The following is a 19,517-nucleotide window of genomic DNA, read 5'->3' as shown; positions in this document are numbered from 1 at the left end:
GTCTACCGTGTCAACCGCCGTCTTCAATGGGGGGAGTGACGCCCGGTGCGGACAGGCGGCCGCTCTGAGAGGTCGTTGGACGTCGTCGACCTTGCACGCCCCTCGCTACGGCAACGCGAGCGAAGCGTAGGACCCCTCGAAGAGCTTGACAGAACCGTTGGCCGCCGTGATCTGGAGGCAGAAAAGGCGCCAGTAGAGCTGCCACTGCTGGTCGTGTGGGGCAAGGTATTTGACGCTCAGCCCGAGCTTGAGCAGCGCTTCTTGGGGGATCATCTGTCCGTGGGAGTGCCACTTGTCGGTATTGCTGAGGTCGTCCACGATCGCGCTTGCATCGGCCTCGTCTTTGATCATGCCCGTCCCCAGGAGGGCGGCCGCGATCTTTCGCGACCGCGTCGTAGCTTGCTCCAACCGATGGATGGTGCTCGGTTCCATCTTGTCGAGCATCAGGCGGGCGACGGGATCGGTGGGGTTCTCGCGGAGCATCTTCGCCCACTTGTTGAACGCGTCGAGGTAGCCCTGTGCGGAGACGGTTTGGAGGTGCCCCTTGCCGTTGGGGAGGTCCACCTGGGGGTCGATGGCGCCGAGTTCTGACGAGTCGGACATGAGGATGGCGTCGGCGCCGAGGGCGATGAGGGTGGCGGCGCTCTTGGCGTAGTCAGGCACGATCACTCTGACGGGTGCGGTGCCGGCTCGTTTGCGGATGAGGGTGATCAGCTTCTCAGCGGCGTCGATGTCTCCGCCTGGTGAGTGCAGCATCAGATCGATGGGGGCGCCCGGGACCGTGTTGTGCAGAAGGTCGACCATGGCGGTGACATCGTCTCGCTCGATCTCGGAGTTCGGGGAGACGTAGCAGATCAGGCTGGTCTCGGTGAGCTTCTCAATCTCTTTGATGAGGGCCTGGCGCGCGTAGCGGGCAGCGTTCATCGCCTCGTAGAGAGGGGTCTTTGAGGGGATACGCGGGCCTGGGGTTGGCTCAGGGGTCGGAACCGGTGTCGGGACGAAAGTTTCGGGCTTCTCGCCCTCGCCAGGATTCGGCTCGGTGGTCATCGGCGGCCCTTTCGTTCGACCCATCGGATGCGTCCGTTGCGCACGATGTAGTGACAGTGACCAGCGGCGCTTTCTTCGTCGACGCTGGGTATGAGTGTGAGCGGAAGCTCACTGGCGATGCGCCACTGAGGGTAGCGGTTGTCGTCCAGGTTGAGGAGCACCCGGTGCCCGTTTCCGCAGGGGCAGTCGAAGGCGAGCCATTTCTGGTGGCTGGTGCCGACGATGGCGGCCTGTCGGCGGCGGAGGCGGGTCGGAACGTCGTTGACGGAATCGACGTGCAGACCGACTTTCCATCGCCGCCAGTATCGGAACCGGTTCAGGAGGTCCAATTCAGCCCCAGGAACATGTCACGGTCGGTTCCGACCCGCCGGGTGGTCGGGTCGCAGTAGTGCCCGGGGTGCGGGTCCTCGATGTTGCCGCGGAGGGTGCGGTCGTGGATGTAGAGGATCAGTTCGGACGGGGTGGGGGTATCGCCGTAGCCGACGAGGCGTTCCAACAGCTCGCTCACGGCGGTCGCCGCGACGAGGGTGGTGAAGGTGACCACGGCCGGTTCCACTCCGGGCAGGGCCGGGGCGTAGCCCTCCTTCTCGAGGCGCTGCTGCTCATCTGCGGAGCGCGTCTCGGCTTCGGCGAGGGCGAAGTCGATCCGGTCCCGGCAGGTGAGGCAGGCGGCGCCCGGGTGCAAGGTGGTCGCTCGGCCGAAGACGCCGGCGATGATGCCGTGCTCGTCGGCGGGGAGCTGGACGCCGCAGTCGATCACGGGGATGAGGTAGTAGTACGGCAGGCGAGACAGCCGGAGACGCCCGGCGTTGTCGTCGGTGCAGCCGAACACGACGTCGGCGCCAATGAGAGCGCGGGCGATGCGTTCGGTGAGGATGGTGCCCTGGATGCGAGTGGTGTGCACCCCGTCGGCGATGCGTTCGAGGTGGTCGCCGAGGACATCGACCTTGGTCCGGCCGACGTCGGCGGGGGTGGAGCCGTAGACGCGGGTCGTGTTGGAGTCGGAGAGGGTGTCGGGGTCGATCAGTATGAAGGACCGAACGCCGAGGCGGGCGAGTTGCTCGGCGGTGGCCGAGCCGGTGCCCCCGGCGCCCACGATTGCGACGGTGAGGCTGCTGATGGTGTTCTGAATGCCGTCGCCGAACGCGCGGATGTTCCGGTCGAACAGGGCGCGGTCTGCCCCCGCGGGGGAGTCGTAGGCGGGACGGAAGATCCACCGCTCCCCGATCCCGGACAGCCGCGTGATCGGGGTGGTGATATGCCCGCTAAGCTCGCCGGTGAAGGTCAGAGCACCGCTGTCGTGGCTGACCACGAGGTACCCGTACTGGTCGGTCTCGGTGCGGTCGCCGAACAGCGGCTCGAGCTGATCGTTGACGCCGCGGTCGTGGATGCTGGGGCGGGGGATCGCACGGTCGCCCGGGTGACTGTGGACCCACAGCGCGATCGCGCCACGATCGCGTGCGGTCTTGAGGGCGTGGATGTACCCGTCGGAGGTGATCTGCAGTGCGCGGTCGGTGCGGACCTCGTAGGCGTCGTCGGGGACGGCGATGAGTTCGTCGCCGAGGAGGATGACCTCGCCGGTGTCGGTGACGAGCTGGTGGGCGAGGAGCACGGCGCCCGTCTCGATCGGGCTGGTGGCCATGGCCACCAGCCCGTCGTGCAGGGGGCCGGCGAGGCGGAGGGTGGCGCTCATGCGGCGGCGCCCCACAGCTCGGTGCGCAGCAGTCGCACGTAGCTTTCCAACCCGTCGATTCCGGACCGCCAGGTGGCCGGGTCGAGGTGCCGCGACCAGCGCTGCCAGCTGCGGCTGTCGTAGGTCTCGATGATCTCCGTGGCGGGGATCACCCCGCCACCGACCGGGGTCAGGTGGGGGATGATCCACCACATGTCCGGAGGGGTGTCGGGGTAGCTGGCCGAGAGACGGAACAGCACGCTGGCGGTGGTCGCGTTCAGCCCGGGCGGCAGGGGGAAGTCGATCAGTTCGACGTTGAGCATGCCGCCGTCGTCGAAGACGCGGTAGGCGATTCCGGACCGGTCAAGGAACTCGCGGTCCGGCTCGGGGAGCTTCACGACTCCTGTCCGGGGTTGATGCGGCCGGGGGCGGTGAAGAACCGCATGCCTTCCTTGAGGTGGACGATGTCCTCGTCCTGCACCTTGACGTCGCGCTTGTCGGGGATGTCGCGCCAGAGGTCGCGGTCGGCGGCGACGTCCGGGCTCGGCAGAGTGCGGAGCTTGGCGCCGGTCATCTTGCGCTCGAAGACCTCGTACTCGACGCGGTCGATGCGGATGGTGATGGCGTCGATCTCGGTGAAGAACCGCATGCCGTCGGTGACGTTGATGCTGCCAGCGGGGTCGAGCTCCTGGTCCTGCTCGTCCTCGATGTCCAGCCAGAGATCCTTGTCGTCCGGGACGGCCGGACGGCGCAATGCGCGCAGCGCGGCGACGGGGATCGGACCGGCGTGGATCTTGTAGGGCTCGCCGTCGATGTGGATGGTGATCTTCCCTGCGCGGGATGCGGAGCTGTCGCTCATGTTGTCCTCCTCAGGACTAGTAGGTGATACCATGATACCACACACCGTAGGTGCAACGCACCGTGTAATCATTACATCTTGCAATACCCTCTGTTAGGTGGCAAACTATGGGCATGCCGGAACAGAAAGCAATGACCATTCGCCTGCCGGTCGAGCAAGCCGAGCAACTAGAGACGGTTGCCAGCATCGAGAACCGACCCATCTCGGACGTGATCCGAGCGGCTATCGCCACCCACATCGAAACCGTCAGCCAAAGTGACCAGTTCCAGGAGGGACTTCGGGAGCGGATCGAGCGAGCGCAGGGCCTCCTGCGCTGAGCGCAAGACATAGAGAGGGCGTCCGACAGGTGTGCCGGACGCCCTCTCTATGTCTGTAGACCGAGTGTCATGGCGACTGCTTCACGTCCACTCGGCGTTTCACCGATAATCGACGTTATGTCAGTTTACTGACATGCGCAGGACCCCGCTGGTGAGCCGGTTCGGTTGGAAGAACGACGGGCGAGCTTCCAACCGAACCGGCGCGTCAGCGTACAGCCGTCACCGCCTCGTGAGCGCGTCAACGAGCTGTGTCAGCTCGACCGGCGACGCCCAGCCGATGACAGCGAGCACGATGAGGCACAGCAAGACGCCGACGATGACCAACGCGACGATGATGAGCGCGAGCAGCCACGACCGACATCGGGCCAAGAAGCCCGGGAACGACACCACCACATCGCTCGCGTCCGCGACTTGCCCATCCGCGCCCCGTGGCGTATTCTGTAGTTGACTCAATGGATTGTTTCCTTTCAGGTAAACGAGCCCGACCCGCCCCAGAGACTCTGACCTCTCTGGGGCATCGTCGTTTCTGCACCCAATGCGCAGCAATGCCCGTGTAGACGCCGAAGAAACGCCTACATAATGATTATACCGCATTGATTGGGTTTTTATGAGCGAGGCGCTTATAATTCGGGCCCGAAATTGCGGATAGGTGAAACTGGCGCCGGATCGCGAATTCTGAGCCGCCCGCTGGTCGTTTTGAGGCCTCGCGAGAGTATCGAACATACGTTCGATCGCCGCCACCCTGTTCTGTGGGAGCCACGATGGGAACGGACAAAAGGTACGCGGCCGCGGTCGACCGGGCCGGCGTCCACGAGCTGCTGCTGGTCGTCACAGACGACGGCGACAGGTGGACCGGACTGCGCGTCGACAAGACCGTCGCGCTGCGGCGCCGCACGCAACACGGGTAGGCGATACCCTCTGCGATATGGATTCTCTCAGCGTTTGGCAGCCACGATCGTGACGGAGTGGTACCTCTTCGGTTCACGGTTCGGCGAGAGCGTAACGCTCGTGATCGCCTCGTTCCTGCTGGGCCTGATCCCATGGTGGCTGGACAAACGAAAGTTGCAGGTCGAAGACTACGAGCTTTGGGTTGACACCCTCAGCGAGAGTATGAAGAACCCGAGAGCGACTTCAGATCTGGCGGATTTTGGATACGTCGTGAACGGGGCCCCCGTGCAAGACCCGCATCGCGTCGAGCTGTGGCTCTGGTCAACAGGCAAGCGCGACTTCACGAAGGAACGGTTCAACGGCGAGCCGCTACGGATCGACCTGGGCGTACCCGTTCTCGGTGAGCTGGAAGCTTCAGTGAGCCACGAACTCGATGAAGCCGACATCGCACTAGAGGAACGGGGCGTCATCCTCCGGCCGTCGATCGTGCGCAAGCAGGCCGCGGTCCGTTGGACCCTCGTCACCGACGGGAAGCCCTCGCTCGCATGGAACCAGCCCTTCCACGACACCACGATCGCCTCATGGTTCAACGAATACGCGAAGCCAGAGCCTTCGCGTACCGCCCGGAAGGTCGTTGGTGGCATCCTGGTGCCCGGTGTCTTCGTCTTACCGATAGCACTGGCGCTAGTGGGCGTTGCGTTCCTCGGCATTCCGCTGGGCATCGCCGCCTTGATTGGCGGTATTGGGGGTACCGCCCTGACGATAGTCGGCGTACACATGCTTGCTTCGGCCGACAGCCCGGGCCGCCGGCTCGCTCGCATCCGATCCGAACTGCGCCGGAAGATCCCGAAGGCGCTCTACTGGGAGCGGTACGAGCACACGGGCAACCCACTCGGAGATCTCCGAAACCCCCACAATCGTCGTGTTCCGGCGGCGTCCTACCCTGTATTCGATCGCTGAGAATTACCGCCTGATCGGCCAGTTGTGCCGATACTATTCGATCGGCGCCGGCCGTGCTTATGCAGCATCGACTGTCCACCGGTCACGGCCCTCGACTGACGGTCGAAGACGACGCTCCGCCACGCCGACTTGCGCCCAGATAGCGCAGGGAATCACCCTCGACCCAAGGAGCGCAGCGCGCTGCACGGCACGCGCGCTGCTGCGGGAGCTCTCGATCGTCCGTTCCTTGCCAATGCAGGCGCGCGGAGCGGCCGCAACCCTCCTCGACAGGGACCCCGCGCAGAGACGCGGCAGCATCGTTCGGAGCCCTCAACTCGGGCGGTCGAGCGGCTGTGAATACCTCCACACCCCGGCTAGCCGGCTCTAGTATCGCACGTACCCCTTGCACAAACGCACGTACCGGTGTAAGTTCGCACGTACCGACCACGTAAGGAGAACCATGAACAAGATGATGCCGCTGGCGGTGATCCGTCACCTGCGCCCCGTGAACGACGCGGGCGCGACCCACTACGAGGGAGTGATGTCAGGATCCTGGTTCTCTGAAAACTTGGATTCCGGGGTATTGGAGTTTGGCGGCAACATCCGACCCGATTGGCAAGACGGCGGTCGCATGGGGGCCAAGACTAAGCGGAAGGTAGATCGGTGGACCGAGGAGCTGCTGGCCAACAGCGCAGTGATGGGAAACCTGAGCGTGCGCCTCGACCCCACGAGGTGTGATTACGACGTCGAGCAGGACGAAGACGGCGACTACACGCTCACCTTATGGTCAGGCCACCTCGACACCGCAGTCGACTCCCAGTCGCGCATCACCGCGATCAACCGTGCCGCACGCAATCCGGTTGGCTCGTTCGACGTGCACACGAAGTTCGCGACCCGCATCTGGATCGCAGATGACCAGCTCGCTGCGCGCGTCGGGTCGGACTACAACACCCGCGGCGACAAGGTCAATGACACTGCTGCCAAGTTCGCCTACCAGGACGACGGGGAGAAGCGCATCGCCAGGATGCTTCTGGAGCAGAGTCCCCACCTCGGCGTAGAGAACGTCGAAGTGTTGAAGAACACTGTTTCCGCCTCGAGCTCGAAACTGTTCGCCTTCAACACACTGACCCAGGCTATGGAGTCGTTCTGGAAAGGCGAGCCGACCAGCCCCTCTGAAGAACAATCCCAGGCGGCCTTCCTCGCCAACTTCTGGGACGCCCTAGTTGCCGTCCGACCAGAGTTCGGAAGGCTAGGGAAGACCGAACGGACCTCACTCAGGGGAACGTCTATGGCTGGCACGGCCCTGTCGATTCATGGCCTCATCGCCGTGGCTTCCGCGATCTACGCAAAGGAACTCGATCCGACTGCGGTTCTCACCCGACTAGGTGAACCCGTCTTCGTTGCCGGCGAAACTGTTGACTACTTCTCCTACCGCAACCCGACATGGCAAAGGATTGGTGCCCTGGTGGACGCGAACGGTAGACCGCAGCTCCGGATGAGTTTCCAGTCTCGGCGAGCCGTCGCCGCCGAGCTCTTGAACCGAGTAGGCCTCCCAGACGAAAAGATCCGATGAACGATCCCGCCTAAAAACTTCGGCCCCTATCCATGCCAGTGGATGGGAGCCGAACCCAGGCCCGAAGGCGCTGGTAGAGACGTGCAGTCACTACTGTCAGCGTACCCGAAGTTCCCAGACGCCGGACGACCGGCCTCGCTTCTCGGAGGGCCTCCTTGAAAGAAAGGAGCCCTCGTGGCTTCCATCACTACCCACTACGGGATCGCCGGTCCCGTTCCGTTCCACGACGTCGACGTCCATAGCGACAACCGCATCTTCGTCGACCCGCACGCGGTCCGCCTGTCGCGGGGACCCTCTCCGTTCGCGGCCGACGCTGTGCTGGCGCTCGATACGTTCTTCGACGCCGTGAGTGCTGACGCGATGTCCGCCCACGCCGCCGACCACCGACATGGCCTCGATCTGCTGCAGCACTTTGAGGAGCCCTGGGAGACCCGCATGGGCATGGCCAAGACCGGATTCCGCGGTCATGGAGGATCTGTCGACGTTGGCAGCTGGATCTGGGACGCGCTTCGCGGCGACCTCGCCGCGTTGCTGCGAGTCGGGATCCTGAAGCACCTCGAGGACCTTCCTCTCTTCGTCCACGGCATCGACCGTGACATCACATCGGACATCACTACTCGCATCATTTACAAGGCGTTGACCGACTTCACCGCCGCGATGGTGGATGCGTATCCCGAGTTCACTGCCGGCACCCACACGACGAGCATCGTCCAGCGTCAGGTGTGGGACTCGACGTCCAGCGAGTGGACCCTCATCGACGTGAATCTTCCTGCTGTTGAGGGCAAGCCGCTTCTGTTGGTCCCGGCTGGGTGGGCACGCCCGCGTCTGCTTATGTCCGCCGGCAGGTACTACGAGACTGAGATCTTGACATTCGCTCAGCTCGAGCAGGCGTCGTCCCGGAACGGCAAGCTGCTCAAGACGCCCAAGGGGCGACTGAAGCGGCAGCCCGAGCTGAGCCGCGGCCGCGGCACGAACAAGCTCGTCACTGCTCGCGCAGGCGGGGCCGGTCACGACATCTTGGCCCAATTCCGACGGTTCGTCGACGCGCGCGCTCTCAGAATCGGGTGAGATAGAGAGGGTGGGTGCATCGAGCTCGATGCACCCACCACCCTCTCTCCTACTCTCACAAACACCTCGGAAGATCGCTCCACGTCCGCGGCGCGATCTTCCGAGGTGTTTGTGAGAGTGCCCCGTCACCGATCTGAGCCAAACCTCGAAGGAAAGCCCACCAGCGTTCAGTAGCGCGGCTCAACAGCGCTCTTCTGCGCCAGGTCGGTCATCTCGTCTTCATCAGCTACCGCAAGCTCTCGACGCTCAATGAGGCCACGCACGTCCACGTGCTGAGACACTGAAGTCGCAGCGAGGACCTGCTCGATCATGCGCGTCATGAACTGCTCTGGTCGCACGTGCTGCGGGACCCTGTCGAGTTCCACTTTCACGGTTGAGTCTTCGTCGGACCAGCTGACGAGGGCGAGGCCCGTAGCTGTGTAACCGTTGGCTCCGCCGAGGTCGCGGAGTTTGCGGATCATGTCGACGGTACGTTCGTACGCGTCTGGTTCGTCGGTGAGGATCGTGGAGCGCTGTACGAAGAAGAATCCGACCGCGGCGAGGGGGTAGCGGCTGCGGAGGTTGCCAGCGTCGCCGTATGCCTCTTCGAAGCGGTTAGAGAGATTCTTCCCGAACGAGGAAATCTGCGTCTTGGTCGACAGCAGCAGCTCTGGTCCGCGGTCCCACCGGGAGATCGCGACATCGACCTGCTTCTCGTACGCGCGGCCGAGGATCTTCGCGTCTGTCGGTGCGACCACGGGCATGGCCATGACTCTTGCGCGCACCTCGTCAGACAACTGCCGGGGCAGCTTCTCCAGGAGCAGCGCGATGTCACGCGGAAGGATGCGCGGGCGGGTGGCGCGTGGCCACACTTCGTCGGGTTTGAACCCGGAACGGCGCAGCTCGTGCGCCAGCCACGAGTCCACCCCGTTCGCGAGCGCACCCGTCGCCCACCCCTTGCCGGCAGCAACTGGGATAGTGAGCAGCTTCTCCAGCAGCCCGTAGTCGGGACGGTAGTCGGGGGCATCGCCGCGCCCGTGCACCCACGGGTCGCTGAGGTCTGCGGCCGCGAGGGCGTCGCCGAAAGGGGTGAAGGAGTCGTCGCGCGCCATTACACCGCTCCCCCACCGCTGCGTCGCCGAACCGTCCTACGAGTCGTCAGCGCCCCGTGATCTGCCGCGATTGCGGCCAGCTCGTCGGTTGCGAGCACCTTGTGGAACAGCACTTCATCGACGAGTTCGACCGCACCGAGAAGGTTTCGGGATTGGAGCAGGCGTTGAACGCGCGGCTTCAGCGCAGCCAGCGCGTCGCGGTGCTGTGCGAGAAAGGCGGGAGCGGGCATCCACCACCGATCGGCCTCGCGGGGTTCGATCTTCAGGATGCCGCCACCGTAGGAGCGGCCGACGAGCTCGGCGGAGAGCAGGGTCATCGAGTTCAACGACGCGATTGGCAGCACGTCTCGTGCGAGCTCGCGGTGATCATCAGTGAGGTAGACGCCGTGGACGCTGTTGAGGTGGCGGGCGCCGACGGTGTTTGTGGTGAGGCGGGCGGTGTCGGCGTTCATGTAGGTCAGGAACAGATCGGGGGCCTGAAGGACCGGCACCCGCCACCACGGCTTACGGACCCGGCACTTGTACGCCTGGTCGGCGCCGGTGCGGTGGCCCTCGGCTATGTACCGCAGCGTCGCGGCCGCCGGCTTCTTGCTGGGATACAGCAACCAGATCGGCTGCTCTTTCCGACCAAGCCTGTCCATCGCGCTGCGCGTGCGTGCGAGACCACGCAAGTGCGAGCTGCCGGGAGGGCTGATCCGCAGCAGGTCCCGATTCGGGATACCGAGCTCACGCACACGGGCAGGTGAAAGGGCGAAGTACCGGTTCCCGCCGGTGACGGCCCCCAGGGACGTGTCACCGTAGGTCTCCAACGGCACGAAAGCCGAAGAACCCGAAAGCCGCGCCATCGCCGCGGTGGTCACTGGGGACAGGGCAAGGGCCGTCCACCGGTCGGTGGTATCGATCGGTGACCACGTTGTTCCCGTCTCCAAAGCGGCAAGGGTCGACGCGTTGCGGGTCTGCCGTAGAACGGCGCTGCCAGCGGGAGCCTGCTTCCACCCGTCGGCCTTCACCAGCACGGTGTCAGCTTCGGCGTCGGGGAACACCAGACCACGGCGGGTGCTCGGCTGGGACACCAGCCACGACCGACTCCTCGACGCCCTCATGACGTGAACACGCGCGAAAGGGATTGCTCAGCGTGCGTGTACGCCGTTAGGGGGCGTCGGCGGTGTGTTTGCTTGGAGAGTCGCGAAGGAAGATGGCCCGCCCAGCGCGGATCGTGGCCTGAATGTTGGCGAGATCCGCGGGGCTTGGATCGTCCCTGGTCTGCAAAACCGTTAGATCCCCTCGGTTCCCTACCGCCACGGAACCCGTGTCGGCGCGGCCGAGGAATTCTGCTGGTTCGGTGGTGAGCGAGCGCAGGATGTCGGCAGTGCTCATTCCGCTGGCGCGCATGGCCTCATACTCGCCGCGGGTCTCGCGATCGGCCATGTAGCCCACGTCCGTGCCAAACAACACACGGCCGCCGGCCCGAATGAATCCGCCAAGCGCGGCGCGGATCGGCGCAAGATAACCGTCGTCGGTCGTGACCGTCGAGGCGAACATGTGCAACGTCGGCACGAGACGGATGCCGCGCTCCGCGGCTTGACGCAGCAGCGTTTCCGTTCCCTCGGTCTCGTCAGGAACGTGCGCCAAGGCGTCGACGCCCGCTTCCACGGCGACCTCGGTACCTGGTCGGTTTGACGGGTGTGCGAAAACGCGTGATCCGCGCCGATGCGCCGCAGCGACCGCCGCGCGAGCCACCGGGAGGCGCATGGGCTTCACCTGGTCCGGTCGAACGTAGGAGCCCGTGAACAGCTTGGTCAGCTTCGCGCCGCCGCGAATCTGGGCAGCCACGGTCAGCCTGGCCCCGATGCTGGTTGCGGGCGCGGGCATCAGCCACCGCAGCACCCATGGCACATCGGCCTTCACGTAGAACGGCATGCCCCGCCACGGCGTGAGGCCGGTCGCGGCGGTCAGTATCTCCGGGCCGCGCAACTCGCCGGTCGCGATGCGCCGCATCAGCGCGAAAGTCGTGCGCGGATTCGAGGACAGGTCCAGCACGGTCGTGAATCCATGAGAGAGCAGCATGTCGTCCAACGCGTGCTGCAGGCTCTCGGCCGGAGCGGTGGCGGCGCTGCTCCACTCCCGTCCCGTGAAGTGGACATGGCAGTTCCAAAACCCCGCTGTGACCACACGCCCCTCAGCACTCAGCCGAGGAACGTCATCGGGCGCCTGAAGGCCCGCACCGATCTGCTCAATAACACCGTCGACGATCAGGATCGAAACCGTATCGCCGAGACGCTCATCCGGCGCCGGCCATACCCGCGCATCCGTCACGAGCAGACTGTGCGCCTTCGTGACCAGCCGACTCGAGCCCATGCGAGCGAGCGTACCGAGGGAAAAATCCGGATCAGGATAGCCCGATAGCCGGTCGTCCACCGCTCCCCGCTCCGATCGAACCGGACTTGCGTCGGCGCTGGGCCATGGATGCGCGTATAGCCCGCACGGATTATTGCCCGGTGACGGAGCCGTATCTGCAACACTGAGTCGGTGAGCGGAACGAAGGTCGGATACGCGCGGGTCTCGACGGCCGGGCAGGACGTCGCCGCGCAGCGCGAAGGACTCGCGGCCCTCGGCGTGGGCCCGAAGCTCGTCTACGTCGACCACGGGCTGACCGGACGCAACCGCGACCGGCCCGGCCTCGCGCAGGCCCTCGCCGCAGTCCGGGAGGGCGACACGCTCGTCGTGACGAAGCTCGACCGTCTCGCTAGGTCGCTGCCGGACGCGAGGGACATCGCGGACGAACTGACCGGGAAAGGTGTTGCGCTGAGCATCGGCGGGTCCGTCTACGACCCCAACGACCCCGTAGGCCGGCTCCTGTTCAACGTCCTCGGCATGGTCGCCGAATTCGAAGCGGACCTCATCCGGGCCCGCACTCGGGAGGGTATGCAGATCGCCAAGGCCGCCGGGAAGCTCCGCGGCCGGCAGCCGACGCTGAGCAAGACGAAACGAAAGCACCTCCTCGACCTTGCCGCAGGCAAGCACACCCAAGCCGAACTCGCAGAACTGTTCGACGTGTCCCGCACCACCATCTACCGAGAGCTACGCCGCGAAACGAACTGACGCGGATACGCTCGACACCACCAGTGGTGCGTTGATCGGTTGAGACCGCCATCGTTTCTGGTCGAACATCAGCACCGGGCGTAGGGGCGGTCAGAAACGGCGGTTGCGATTCCGCTTCGGTGTGACCACGGCTTGAACCGCCGTTGCTGGCAGTGAGACAGCGCACGGTAACGCCCCGCCCCCGTACACGAGCGGACGCCGGGGCGTCTTGTCGTTGCACCAGGACCCGTTACGAGGAGATTGTGAAGCCGTGGGTGTGTATCTCCTGATCGGCGGTCCGTTGGCGGGAGGTCCCGTGATCGACCTTCCCGACGGCTATACGCCCGTCCTCGGCGCCCCAGCGTTGGCCATCTGGGCTGAGGATCCAGAGACCGAAAGAGAGATCCGGGCCATCAACGAGCTCATGCTCTCCGCGCTCTACCGCCTCGACGCGAAGACCATCAGAACACTCGAGGATGGGAGAGACGTCACCGCGCGCGACGACGAGACTCATCAAGCGATCGTCGACTTTCGCGAAGCGTACGAACGGCAGAGTATCCTCCTGCACAGCATCGAGCCCGGCCTGCAATGAGACGGATCGCCCGCGACGCGGAAAGGAAGTTCGCCTCCTCATGAGCCACATCGACCAGCTCGCATACCTGTCGTTGCAGACTCTCGACGCCGTGATTCGAGATGACACCGAACAGCTCCGTGAGATCGAGCGGAAGATAATCGCGAGCGAGTACACCGGGTTCCACGTCGCTCTGCACGTCGCGTCGATGCTGGCGAGCGAGGTGACCCGTGACCCCGATTTCCGGGCGAAGCTCGACGCGATGCTCGAACAGCAACGTCTCTTCGCGTCCGCGGACCTACCGGATGACGGTGACGTCTTCGAGAGCTAGCGCCGCGGCGGGCTTTTCGGGAACACCCAAAGCCAAAGCCGGTAGAGGTCTGCGGCACGTTGATGCGCACCGTAGACGGCTGTGACTCCTATTGCCACGGCGCGGCCCTGCCTTGATGATGAGTCCGGAGGTGCAGCGAACTATGGAGATACCTCAGCCGCCGACGGACCCCGCAGCTCGTCGGCGAAGCCATCAGATCTTAATCGCAGGTGTTCTTTGCTACCCCGTGGCGGGGCTGCTGCTGCTCCACGCGCTGGATGAGCCCGGCGACCCCGCCCGCTGGATACTCCTCGGGCTGTGGATAGCTCTTGCGAGCGCTGGCATCGCATACGCCCTGAAGCGCTACTACAGGAGCTACCCGCCGGAGCCGTGGCCGGGCTCACCACAGAAACGGCCCGACCCTACCGGGCACGGCGTCCCACCTTCTGCTCCAGATCAAGACACCTAACGATCACCCGAAGACGCCCCGGCGATGATCGCTATCGAGACGAATCCAGAGCGCTCACGTATCGAGAGCATCGAAGACTGACCGGGAGCGTGCCGCAAACGATCGTTTCCGGCGGGGGCGAGACGTCATGGGCCTGTAGGACACGTGTCACGGCTGTACCGCTGTGAGCACGACGTACCAGTCGCCAATCGCCTCCGTCTCCATGACCAACTCGCGATCGCGCAGCTCGACCTCGGTCGTTGCCGTCGCGCCACACGGAACGTCTACCGAACCGACCTCTCTTCCCGCCGAAGTCAGGATCAGCTCAACGACGGCAGTTCCGCGGCACGCAGCTGCAACCGTGTACCAACCGGGCGAGCCGACCTCGAAGCCGACCGCCGACGTGTTCGACCCGCCGCCCGCCGGCCCCGAGTCACCCGTCGACAATTCAGCCAGCATGCGCTCAGACCATGAACCGAAAGAGTCCGCTTCGCCCGGCGCAGTTGTGGTGCAGCCGGTCATCATCACCAAGACCGCCACCATGACAGAAGCCCTAATCCAGATACGCACGACATAAGCATCGCAGGGCGCTCCCGGGGTCTTAGGGGGCACGAGGCCGGATTGATACCACTCGAAGCGCTCCCGTCCGGAACCGATCGGTTACGCACCACCCGCACTCCCGCTACGTTCATGGCTATGTGGGTACAGACGACAGAAGGCCTTCCTCACGAGATCGACGACAAGATCACGAACGCGATCGGCCACCGGGCGGATCGACAGGACAAGGTGTGGATCAACATCGAGACAGGTGCTCGGGTTGTTCTGGCTGCAAACGGGGGGTGGCGCACGGCGGCAGATTCCGCCTTTCACGCGCTGCTCGTCTCCCCCTCCGGAGAGGTCACCAACGTCTCGTACGGGATGCTTGGCGGCTCTGTCCCCTTCGATGCGACGGCCGAAGCTGCCGCGACCTACACCAAGCGTCAGGAAGCTGCTGTCGCTCACATCACTTCTCTTCTGGGCGCAGAGGTCCGGCGCGTGAACTACGGCCAGGTCAGCCCCGTTAGATCCCTGTAGCGAGCCCGCACGGACCTACCGAGGGGTGGGTGGACCCGTGCCCTAGCGTAGGGAGCATGCGGAGAACTGGTTCGGGTCACCGCAACGTGGCGGTGCTGGTGGGCAACGGTCTGTCCATAGCCTTCAATCAGAACCTGTTGCTGCCCAACATCACGAAGCAAGTACGCAAGAGGATCATGAACTCGGGCGACGGCGGCAAGAAAGTCGTCCGGGCGATGCGATCGCTTGCGGACGCCACTCTCCCCGCGGGGCAAAACAACCATCATGACTTCGAGCGCCTAGTAGGCGCGTTCGGCGCCGAGAGCAGCACTCTGAAGCACCCACAGGCACTCGCCCGCGTCTCTCATCCTGACGACCACGACCTGAGAAAGGCCATCCGCAAGACGACCGCCTTCGCCCGCGAACTTCGCGACTTGGGCACCGGCCACCTTCTGGAAGTGGTCTACGAGAACAGTCGGAGCTCGTACACGGAATCGGAACCGCTCAATGCCTCGCTAGTCATGGTGTGCAGGATCGCTCCGCGGATGCGGGCGGTCTTGTCGCGGTCCTGGTAGAACGACACTTTGGCCGGTATTTGGTGCGCCTTGCAGGAGCGGACGCCTGCGGCTCTGTCGTCGCTTTTGCGGCCTGCTGCTGCTGGGCAGGCGCGGATGGCGCCGGCTGCGCCCTCGGCAGCCTGGGCGCCGTCGACGCGCCCTACGAGGGATGAGAGCTTTGCTCGTGCCATCGGGAGTGTCCTATCTCTTTCCGTTGGTTCAGAGGCTCGTGAGCTCCAGGGCCAGGTCTTTGTAATCTTCGATCGCGTTGGCCGTTGCGCGGCTGCGCGGGTAGGTAGTGACGACCTCGCCGGTCAGGGGCGCGTCGGTGTGCATCACGTGCTCGCTGATGACGCCGCAGAAGTGCGGCAGGTTCATCTCGTCGAGCATTTCGACGGCGTCGTCCTTGCGCCTGAACGTGGACGGGTCGCGCTTCACACGACCTACCAGCACCCGGTACGGCGCGCCTCGCGACTCGACGAGCTGACGATGACGCGAACGACCGGCTTGACGCTCATCGTGGCCGGCTCCATCGGGAGAATCACGAAATCGATCACGTCGTAGTCCCTGCCGCCTCGGAGGTTCGCGAGCGCCTGGGGGTTCGATTCCATCACGAAGCCGAACGACACGGAGTCGCCTCCGGCTTCTGCCCGATCGGTCCACGGCTTCAGCTTCAGATGTGCACCAAAATTGCACCATACCCGGCCGCTACATGCAGAAAACCCCCGGATAACCGGGGGTTTTCATTGGCGGTGACGGTGGGATTTGAACCCACGGTAGGGGGTTACCCTACACAACTTTTCGAGAGTTGCACCTTCGGCCGCTCGGACACGTCACCGCCGACCAGCTTACGACATCCGAGGCGATGCTGCGAACCACGGTGTCCCCGGCCGGGCGTAGCGTGTGTCTGTGACGCGATCATCGGCCCCGCAGACAGCTCTCATCGTCGCGATCGCGTCGCTCGCGTCATCCGTCGCGTTCCTCGACAGCACGATCGTGAACGTCGCGCTCCCCGCGATCGAACGCGAGCTCGGCGGCGGTCTCGCGACGCAGCAGTGGGCGGTCGACGCGTACCTGCTGACGCTGTCGTCGCTGATCCTCCTCGCGGGCTCGGTGAGCGACGCCTACGGGCGCCTCCTCGTGCTGCGCATCGGGTTGATCGGCTTCGGTGTCGCCTCGGTCGCGGTGGGACTCGCGCAGGATCCGGTCTTCCTGATCGCCGCGCGCGCCGTCCAAGGCGCGGCAGGCGCCTTCCTCGTGCCGAGCTCTCTCGCCCTCATCACGTCGCTCCTCCAGGGCCACGAACGCTCGCGCGCCATCGGGCTGTGGACGGCCTTCACGACCGGTGCCTCGCTCGTCGGGCCGCTGCTCGGCGGCCTCTTCGTCGACCTGCTGTCCTGGCGCTACGCGTTCCTCATCAACGTCCTGCCGGTGGCTGTCACGCTGTGGCTCGTCGCACGACTCCCCGTGCACGACGAACGCCGAGCCGATGCGGGCATCGACTGGTTCGGTGCGGTCCTGTGCACGGCGGGCTTGGGCGGCATGGTCTTCGCACTGATCGAGCAGCCGAACCTCGGCTGGGCCTCCCCCGCGATCTGGATGCCGCTGGCCGGCGGCGCCGTGATGTTCGCGGCCTTCCTGCTGCGGCAGCGCACGTCGCGGCATCCGATCCTTCCGCTCGGGCTGTTCCGGACTCGCAACTACTGGACCGGAAACCTCGCGACCCTGTTCGTCTACGCCGCCCTTTCGCTCAACGGCTTCGTCGTCGGCGTCTACCTGCAGGAGGGCGCCGGCCTCAGCGCGACGCTGGCGGGCCTCGCGAGCCTGCCGACCACGGTGCTGCTGATCGTGCTGAGCCCGTGGGCCGGCTCGCTCGCGGAACGCCTCGGCGGACGGCTGTTCATGACCGTCGGTCCCCTCGTCATGGCCGGTGGCGCACTGATGCTGCTGCTCGTCGGCGAGCGCTTCGACTACTGGTGGCAGGTGCTGCCCGGCCTCGTCGTGCTCGGGCTCGGGCTCGGGCTGACCGTCTCGCCGCTGACCTCGACGATCCTCGGCGCGATCGACTCCGATCGCTCGGGCATCGCCTCGGCGGTCAACAACGCCGTCGCGCGGGTCGCGGGCCTCGTGGTCATCGCCTTCCTCGCACCCATCGTGGGCGGCGCGCTCGACCTCGACGGATTCCACCGAGCAGCGATCGTCACCGCCGCGCTCATGGCCGCGGGCGGGCTCATCGCCTTCACCGGCATCCGGAACAGCGCACCCTCAGCTGCAGCAACCCCGTCCGCGGCTGACTGACGCTCAGGCCGGCGAGCGCTCCGCCGCGAGCGGCCCGAGCACCGACAGCATCCGCAGCTTCTCCGCCGCTTCCGACCCGGGCTCCGGGGTGAGGGTGAGGAGGGCCTGTGAGCGGTCCTCCGTGAACAGCACCTGGCAGTCGACCTCGATCTCGCCGACGGCGGGATGCACGACCACCTTGTGATCAGCGAACCGCTCGGCGACCTCCTCGAGATCCCAGAGCCGCGCGAACTCGGCGCTCCGCTCGCGTAGGTCATCGACCAGACGCGCGGCCCGCGACCCTGCGCCACCCCGGCCCGCGACGGCGCGCAGGTTCGCCACGATCGCCCGGCTCTGCCGGTCGTGATCGGATGCCGGGTACACCGCCCGCTCGCTGACGGGATGCACGAACCAGCACCAGGCACCGCTGCGTTCGGGTCCGATGCGCCGTTCCCGCGCGCCGAACAGAGCCCGCGCGAGATCGTTCTGCGCGAGAGTCTCGTCGAGCTCGGTGATCACGAGCGCCGGGATGTCGTCGAGCCGATCGAGCACCCGCCGCAGCGCCGGCGCGACGTGATCGGCAGCGCCGGAACGCTCGGGCGGCGTGTGCCCAGCGAGGCGGTGCAGGTGGTCGCGCTCGGAACGCGAAAGCCGCAGTGCCCGCGTGAGCGAGGCGAGCATCTGCAGGCTCGGCTGCGGCCCGCGCTCCTGCTCGAGGCGCGTGTAGTAGTCGGCGCTCATCAGGGCGAGCTGCGCCACCTCCTCGCGTCGGAGCCCCGCCACACGGCGGCGCTCTCCGGACGGCAGCCCGACATCCTCCGGACGCAGTCGCTCGCGGCGCGCGCGGAGGAATCGGGCGAAAGCGGCACGGTCCACGCATCCATTGTGGCCGCGGCGACCCGAGCGAGCCAGGGACCGCCGCTCCCCCGTTCGGGCGTGCCTGGATGCACCAGGATGCCGCAACGAGAGTCGGGGCATGGACATCACCGGACGCACCATCTTCATCCCCGGCGCGACGAGCGGCATCGGCCGGGCGCTCGCCATCGCCCTCGCCGAGCGCGGCAACACGGTCATCGTCGGCGGGCGCCGGCGCGAGCTCATCGACGACCTCCGCTCGTCGCACCCGGGCATCGACGGCCTCGAGATCGACACCTCGGATGCCGCATCCATCGGCCGTGCCGCCGCCGAGGTTCTGGAACGGCATCCCGATCTCGACGTGCTCGTCACGATGGCGGGCATCATGAACGCCGAGGACTGGACTTCTCCCGCGGGCTTCGTCGACAGCGCGGAACGCACCGTCACCACGAACCTGCTGGGACCGATTCGGCTGATCGGCGCGTTCATCGAGCACCTGCTGACACGCCCCGCCGCCACGATCATGACCGTCTCTTCGGGCCTGGCCTTCGCTCCGCTCGCCGCCACCCCCAGCTACAACGCGACGAAGGCCGCCGTCCACATGCTGAGCGAATCACTGCGACTGCAGTACGCAGGATCGCCGGTGTCGATCGTGGAGCTCGTGCCGCCCGCCGTGCAGACCGACCTCATGCCCGGTCACGCCGACAACCCGCAGGCGCAGCCGCTCGACGAGTTCGTCGACGAGGTGATGACGATCCTCGAGCGGGATGCCGACGTGCGCGAGGTGCTCGTCGAGCGCGCGAAGTTCCTACGCCATGGTGAAGCCCGCGGCGACTACGCCGATGTCGTGCGCACACTCAACTCCAGCGACCCGCACGCAGGTCGGAGAGGGGCCCGGTAGCGACTCTCAT

Annotated in this window: 25 protein-coding genes and 1 tRNA gene; 12 read left to right on the top strand and 14 right to left on the bottom strand. The window is 65.6% G+C overall.

The window, feature by feature from the left end:
- Positions 1 to 105: 105 nt before the first annotated feature.
- From DO944_RS13475 to DO944_RS13455, 5 genes are read right to left on the bottom strand one after another with little or no spacing between them, the layout of a single operon-like run.
- On the bottom strand, positions 106 to 1,047 hold the full coding sequence (locus DO944_RS13475) for an SDH family Clp fold serine proteinase (protein WP_181574251.1): 942 nt from the start codon (positions 1,045 to 1,047) through the stop codon (positions 106 to 108).
- On the bottom strand, positions 1,044 to 1,376 hold the full coding sequence (locus DO944_RS16050) for a DUF6527 family protein (RefSeq protein WP_112617689.1): 333 nt from the start codon (positions 1,374 to 1,376) through the stop codon (positions 1,044 to 1,046). Before DO944_RS16050 ends, DO944_RS13475 begins: the two co-directional genes overlap by 4 nt.
- The gene (locus DO944_RS13465) at positions 1,364 to 2,740 is read right to left on the bottom strand and encodes a ThiF family adenylyltransferase (RefSeq protein WP_146752054.1); all 1,377 of its coding nucleotides are present in this window, start codon (positions 2,738 to 2,740) and stop codon (positions 1,364 to 1,366) included. The genes DO944_RS16050 and DO944_RS13465 overlap by 13 nt, the downstream gene beginning before the upstream one ends.
- On the bottom strand, positions 2,737 to 3,117 hold the full coding sequence (locus DO944_RS13460; RefSeq protein WP_181574250.1) for an E2/UBC family protein: 381 nt from the start codon (positions 3,115 to 3,117) through the stop codon (positions 2,737 to 2,739). Before DO944_RS13460 ends, DO944_RS13465 begins: the two co-directional genes overlap by 4 nt.
- Positions 3,114 to 3,578, bottom strand: coding sequence for a multiubiquitin domain-containing protein (locus DO944_RS13455; protein ID WP_181574249.1), 465 nt, complete (start codon positions 3,576 to 3,578; stop codon positions 3,114 to 3,116). Before DO944_RS13455 ends, DO944_RS13460 begins: the two co-directional genes overlap by 4 nt.
- Positions 3,579 to 3,691: 113 nt before the next feature.
- Here DO944_RS13455 and DO944_RS13450 point away from each other — a divergent pair, with 113 nt between their 5' ends.
- Positions 3,692 to 3,895, top strand: a complete 204-nt coding sequence (locus DO944_RS13450; RefSeq protein ID WP_146752053.1) for a ribbon-helix-helix protein, CopG family — start codon at positions 3,692 to 3,694, stop codon at positions 3,893 to 3,895.
- Between the two features lie 219 nt (positions 3,896 to 4,114).
- Here DO944_RS13450 and DO944_RS15700 read toward each other — a convergent pair whose 3' ends face one another.
- Positions 4,115 to 4,288 (bottom strand): hypothetical protein, encoded by a 174-nt coding sequence (locus DO944_RS15700; protein WP_181574248.1) that lies wholly within the window; start codon positions 4,286 to 4,288, stop codon positions 4,115 to 4,117.
- A 368-nt stretch (positions 4,289 to 4,656) separates the two neighbouring features.
- Here DO944_RS15700 and DO944_RS15695 point away from each other — a divergent pair, with 368 nt between their 5' ends.
- The 4 genes from DO944_RS15695 (at position 4,657) to DO944_RS13435 (ending at position 8,363) form a co-directional block, all read left to right on the top strand.
- Positions 4,657 to 4,803, top strand: coding sequence for a hypothetical protein (locus tag DO944_RS15695; RefSeq protein WP_181574247.1), 147 nt, complete (start codon positions 4,657 to 4,659; stop codon positions 4,801 to 4,803).
- Between the two features lie 34 nt (positions 4,804 to 4,837).
- Complete coding sequence (locus DO944_RS13445; protein WP_146752052.1) at positions 4,838 to 5,743, top strand: SoxR reducing system RseC family protein; 906 nt, start codon at positions 4,838 to 4,840, stop codon at positions 5,741 to 5,743.
- Between the two features lie 439 nt (positions 5,744 to 6,182).
- The gene (locus DO944_RS13440; RefSeq protein ID WP_112617683.1) at positions 6,183 to 7,295 is read left to right on the top strand and encodes a DNA sulfur modification protein DndB; all 1,113 of its coding nucleotides are present in this window, start codon (positions 6,183 to 6,185) and stop codon (positions 7,293 to 7,295) included.
- Positions 7,296 to 7,469: 174 nt separating this feature from the next.
- Positions 7,470 to 8,363 (top strand): hypothetical protein, encoded by an 894-nt coding sequence (locus DO944_RS13435; RefSeq protein WP_112617682.1) that lies wholly within the window; start codon positions 7,470 to 7,472, stop codon positions 8,361 to 8,363.
- A 167-nt stretch (positions 8,364 to 8,530) separates the two neighbouring features.
- On the opposite strand, the gene DO944_RS13430 is transcribed toward DO944_RS13435, so the two are convergent.
- The 3 genes from DO944_RS13430 to DO944_RS13420 all read right to left on the bottom strand — a co-directional run bounded on the left by DO944_RS13430 (position 8,531) and on the right by DO944_RS13420 (position 11,872).
- Positions 8,531 to 9,454 carry a hypothetical protein gene (locus DO944_RS13430; protein ID WP_112617681.1) on the bottom strand — a complete coding sequence of 308 codons (924 nt, stop codon included), beginning with the start codon at positions 9,452 to 9,454 and terminating at the stop codon, positions 8,531 to 8,533.
- Positions 9,454 to 10,497 (bottom strand): hypothetical protein, encoded by a 1,044-nt coding sequence (locus DO944_RS15575; protein ID WP_220118357.1) that lies wholly within the window; start codon positions 10,495 to 10,497, stop codon positions 9,454 to 9,456. The genes DO944_RS13430 and DO944_RS15575 overlap by 1 nt, the downstream gene beginning before the upstream one ends.
- 106 nt (positions 10,498 to 10,603) lie before the next feature.
- Positions 10,604 to 11,872 carry an amidohydrolase family protein gene (locus tag DO944_RS13420; protein WP_146752050.1) on the bottom strand — a complete coding sequence of 423 codons (1,269 nt, stop codon included), beginning with the start codon at positions 11,870 to 11,872 and terminating at the stop codon, positions 10,604 to 10,606.
- Positions 11,873 to 11,983: 111 nt separating this feature from the next.
- On the opposite strand from DO944_RS13420, the gene DO944_RS13415 reads away from it, so the two are divergent.
- The 3 genes from DO944_RS13415 (at position 11,984) to DO944_RS13405 (ending at position 13,437) form a co-directional block, all read left to right on the top strand.
- Entirely contained in the window at positions 11,984 to 12,556 is a 573-nt protein-coding gene (locus DO944_RS13415; protein ID WP_112617678.1) for a recombinase family protein, read from the top strand.
- A gap of 295 nt (positions 12,557 to 12,851) precedes the next feature.
- Positions 12,852 to 13,127, top strand: coding sequence for a hypothetical protein (locus DO944_RS13410; RefSeq protein ID WP_146752049.1), 276 nt, complete (start codon positions 12,852 to 12,854; stop codon positions 13,125 to 13,127).
- A gap of 40 nt (positions 13,128 to 13,167) precedes the next feature.
- Entirely contained in the window at positions 13,168 to 13,437 is a 270-nt protein-coding gene (locus DO944_RS13405) for a hypothetical protein (protein WP_112617676.1), read from the top strand.
- Between the two features lie 595 nt (positions 13,438 to 14,032).
- Here DO944_RS13405 and DO944_RS13400 read toward each other — a convergent pair.
- Entirely contained in the window at positions 14,033 to 14,407 is a 375-nt protein-coding gene (locus tag DO944_RS13400; protein ID WP_112617675.1) for a hypothetical protein, read from the bottom strand.
- A 153-nt stretch (positions 14,408 to 14,560) separates the two neighbouring features.
- On the opposite strand from DO944_RS13400, the gene DO944_RS13395 reads away from it, so the two are divergent.
- Positions 14,561 to 14,938: a hypothetical protein gene (locus DO944_RS13395; RefSeq protein ID WP_146752048.1), complete on the top strand. Its 378-nt coding sequence runs from the start codon at positions 14,561 to 14,563 to the stop codon at positions 14,936 to 14,938.
- Between the two features lie 86 nt (positions 14,939 to 15,024).
- Positions 15,025 to 15,492, top strand: a complete 468-nt coding sequence (locus DO944_RS13390) for a hypothetical protein (RefSeq protein ID WP_112617673.1) — start codon at positions 15,025 to 15,027, stop codon at positions 15,490 to 15,492.
- Between the two features lie 201 nt (positions 15,493 to 15,693).
- On the opposite strand, the gene DO944_RS13385 is transcribed toward DO944_RS13390, so the two are convergent.
- The 3 genes from DO944_RS13385 to DO944_RS13375 form a co-directional block, all read right to left on the bottom strand.
- Complete coding sequence (locus tag DO944_RS13385; protein ID WP_112617672.1) at positions 15,694 to 15,912, bottom strand: hypothetical protein; 219 nt, start codon at positions 15,910 to 15,912, stop codon at positions 15,694 to 15,696.
- 5 nt (positions 15,913 to 15,917) lie between these two features.
- The gene (locus DO944_RS13380; protein WP_112617671.1) at positions 15,918 to 16,103 is read right to left on the bottom strand and encodes a hypothetical protein; all 186 of its coding nucleotides are present in this window, start codon (positions 16,101 to 16,103) and stop codon (positions 15,918 to 15,920) included.
- 118 nt (positions 16,104 to 16,221) lie between these two features.
- Positions 16,222 to 16,312, bottom strand: a tRNA-Ser gene (locus DO944_RS13375).
- A gap of 71 nt (positions 16,313 to 16,383) precedes the next feature.
- On the opposite strand from DO944_RS13375, the gene DO944_RS13370 reads away from it, so the two are divergent.
- On the top strand, positions 16,384 to 17,772 hold the full coding sequence (locus tag DO944_RS13370) for an MFS transporter (RefSeq protein WP_112617670.1): 1,389 nt from the start codon (positions 16,384 to 16,386) through the stop codon (positions 17,770 to 17,772).
- A gap of 3 nt (positions 17,773 to 17,775) precedes the next feature.
- On the opposite strand, the gene DO944_RS13365 is transcribed toward DO944_RS13370, so the two are convergent.
- Positions 17,776 to 18,627, bottom strand: a complete 852-nt coding sequence (locus DO944_RS13365) for a helix-turn-helix transcriptional regulator (protein WP_112617669.1) — start codon at positions 18,625 to 18,627, stop codon at positions 17,776 to 17,778.
- A 100-nt stretch (positions 18,628 to 18,727) separates the two neighbouring features.
- Between DO944_RS13365 and DO944_RS13360 the strand changes: the two genes are divergently transcribed.
- A complete protein-coding gene (locus DO944_RS13360; protein WP_112617668.1) occupies positions 18,728 to 19,507 on the top strand; it encodes an SDR family oxidoreductase in 780 nt (259 codons plus the stop codon).
- Positions 19,508 to 19,517: the final 10 nt, after the last annotated feature.

This window comes from Microbacterium sp. SMR1, from assembly GCF_003289625.1.
GTDB classification, from domain to species: Bacteria; Actinomycetota; Actinomycetes; order Actinomycetales; family Microbacteriaceae; genus Microbacterium; species Microbacterium plantarum.
The sequence above is the reverse complement of the archived record's forward strand: the minus strand, read 5'-3'. Positions and strand labels throughout refer to the sequence as shown.

What these genes read in the sequence shown, in the direction of transcription:
- DO944_RS13405 (WP_112617676.1), top strand. Translation starts at nt 13,168, where the DNA reads ATGAGCCACATCGACCAGCTCGCATACCTGTCGTTGCAGACTCTCGAC.
- DO944_RS13360 (WP_112617668.1), top strand. Translation starts at nt 18,728, where the DNA reads ATGGACATCACCGGACGCACCATCTTCATCCCCGGCGCGACGAGCGGC.
- DO944_RS13465 (WP_146752054.1), bottom strand. Translation starts at nt 2,740, where the DNA reads ATGAGCGCCACCCTCCGCCTCGCCGGCCCCCTGCACGACGGGCTGGTG.
- DO944_RS13450 (WP_146752053.1), top strand. Translation starts at nt 3,692, where the DNA reads ATGCCGGAACAGAAAGCAATGACCATTCGCCTGCCGGTCGAGCAAGCC.
- DO944_RS13430 (WP_112617681.1), bottom strand. Translation starts at nt 9,454, where the DNA reads ATGGCGCGCGACGACTCCTTCACCCCTTTCGGCGACGCCCTCGCGGCC.
- DO944_RS13395 (WP_146752048.1), top strand. Translation starts at nt 14,561, where the DNA reads ATGTGGGTACAGACGACAGAAGGCCTTCCTCACGAGATCGACGACAAG.
- DO944_RS13455 (WP_181574249.1), bottom strand. Translation starts at nt 3,578, where the DNA reads ATGAGCGACAGCTCCGCATCCCGCGCAGGGAAGATCACCATCCACATC.
- DO944_RS15695 (WP_181574247.1), top strand. Translation starts at nt 4,657, where the DNA reads ATGGGAACGGACAAAAGGTACGCGGCCGCGGTCGACCGGGCCGGCGTC.
- DO944_RS13440 (WP_112617683.1), top strand. Translation starts at nt 6,183, where the DNA reads ATGAACAAGATGATGCCGCTGGCGGTGATCCGTCACCTGCGCCCCGTG.
- DO944_RS13475 (WP_181574251.1), bottom strand. Translation starts at nt 1,047, where the DNA reads ATGACCACCGAGCCGAATCCTGGCGAGGGCGAGAAGCCCGAAACTTTC.
- DO944_RS13400 (WP_112617675.1), bottom strand. Translation starts at nt 14,407, where the DNA reads ATGGTGGCGGTCTTGGTGATGATGACCGGCTGCACCACAACTGCGCCG.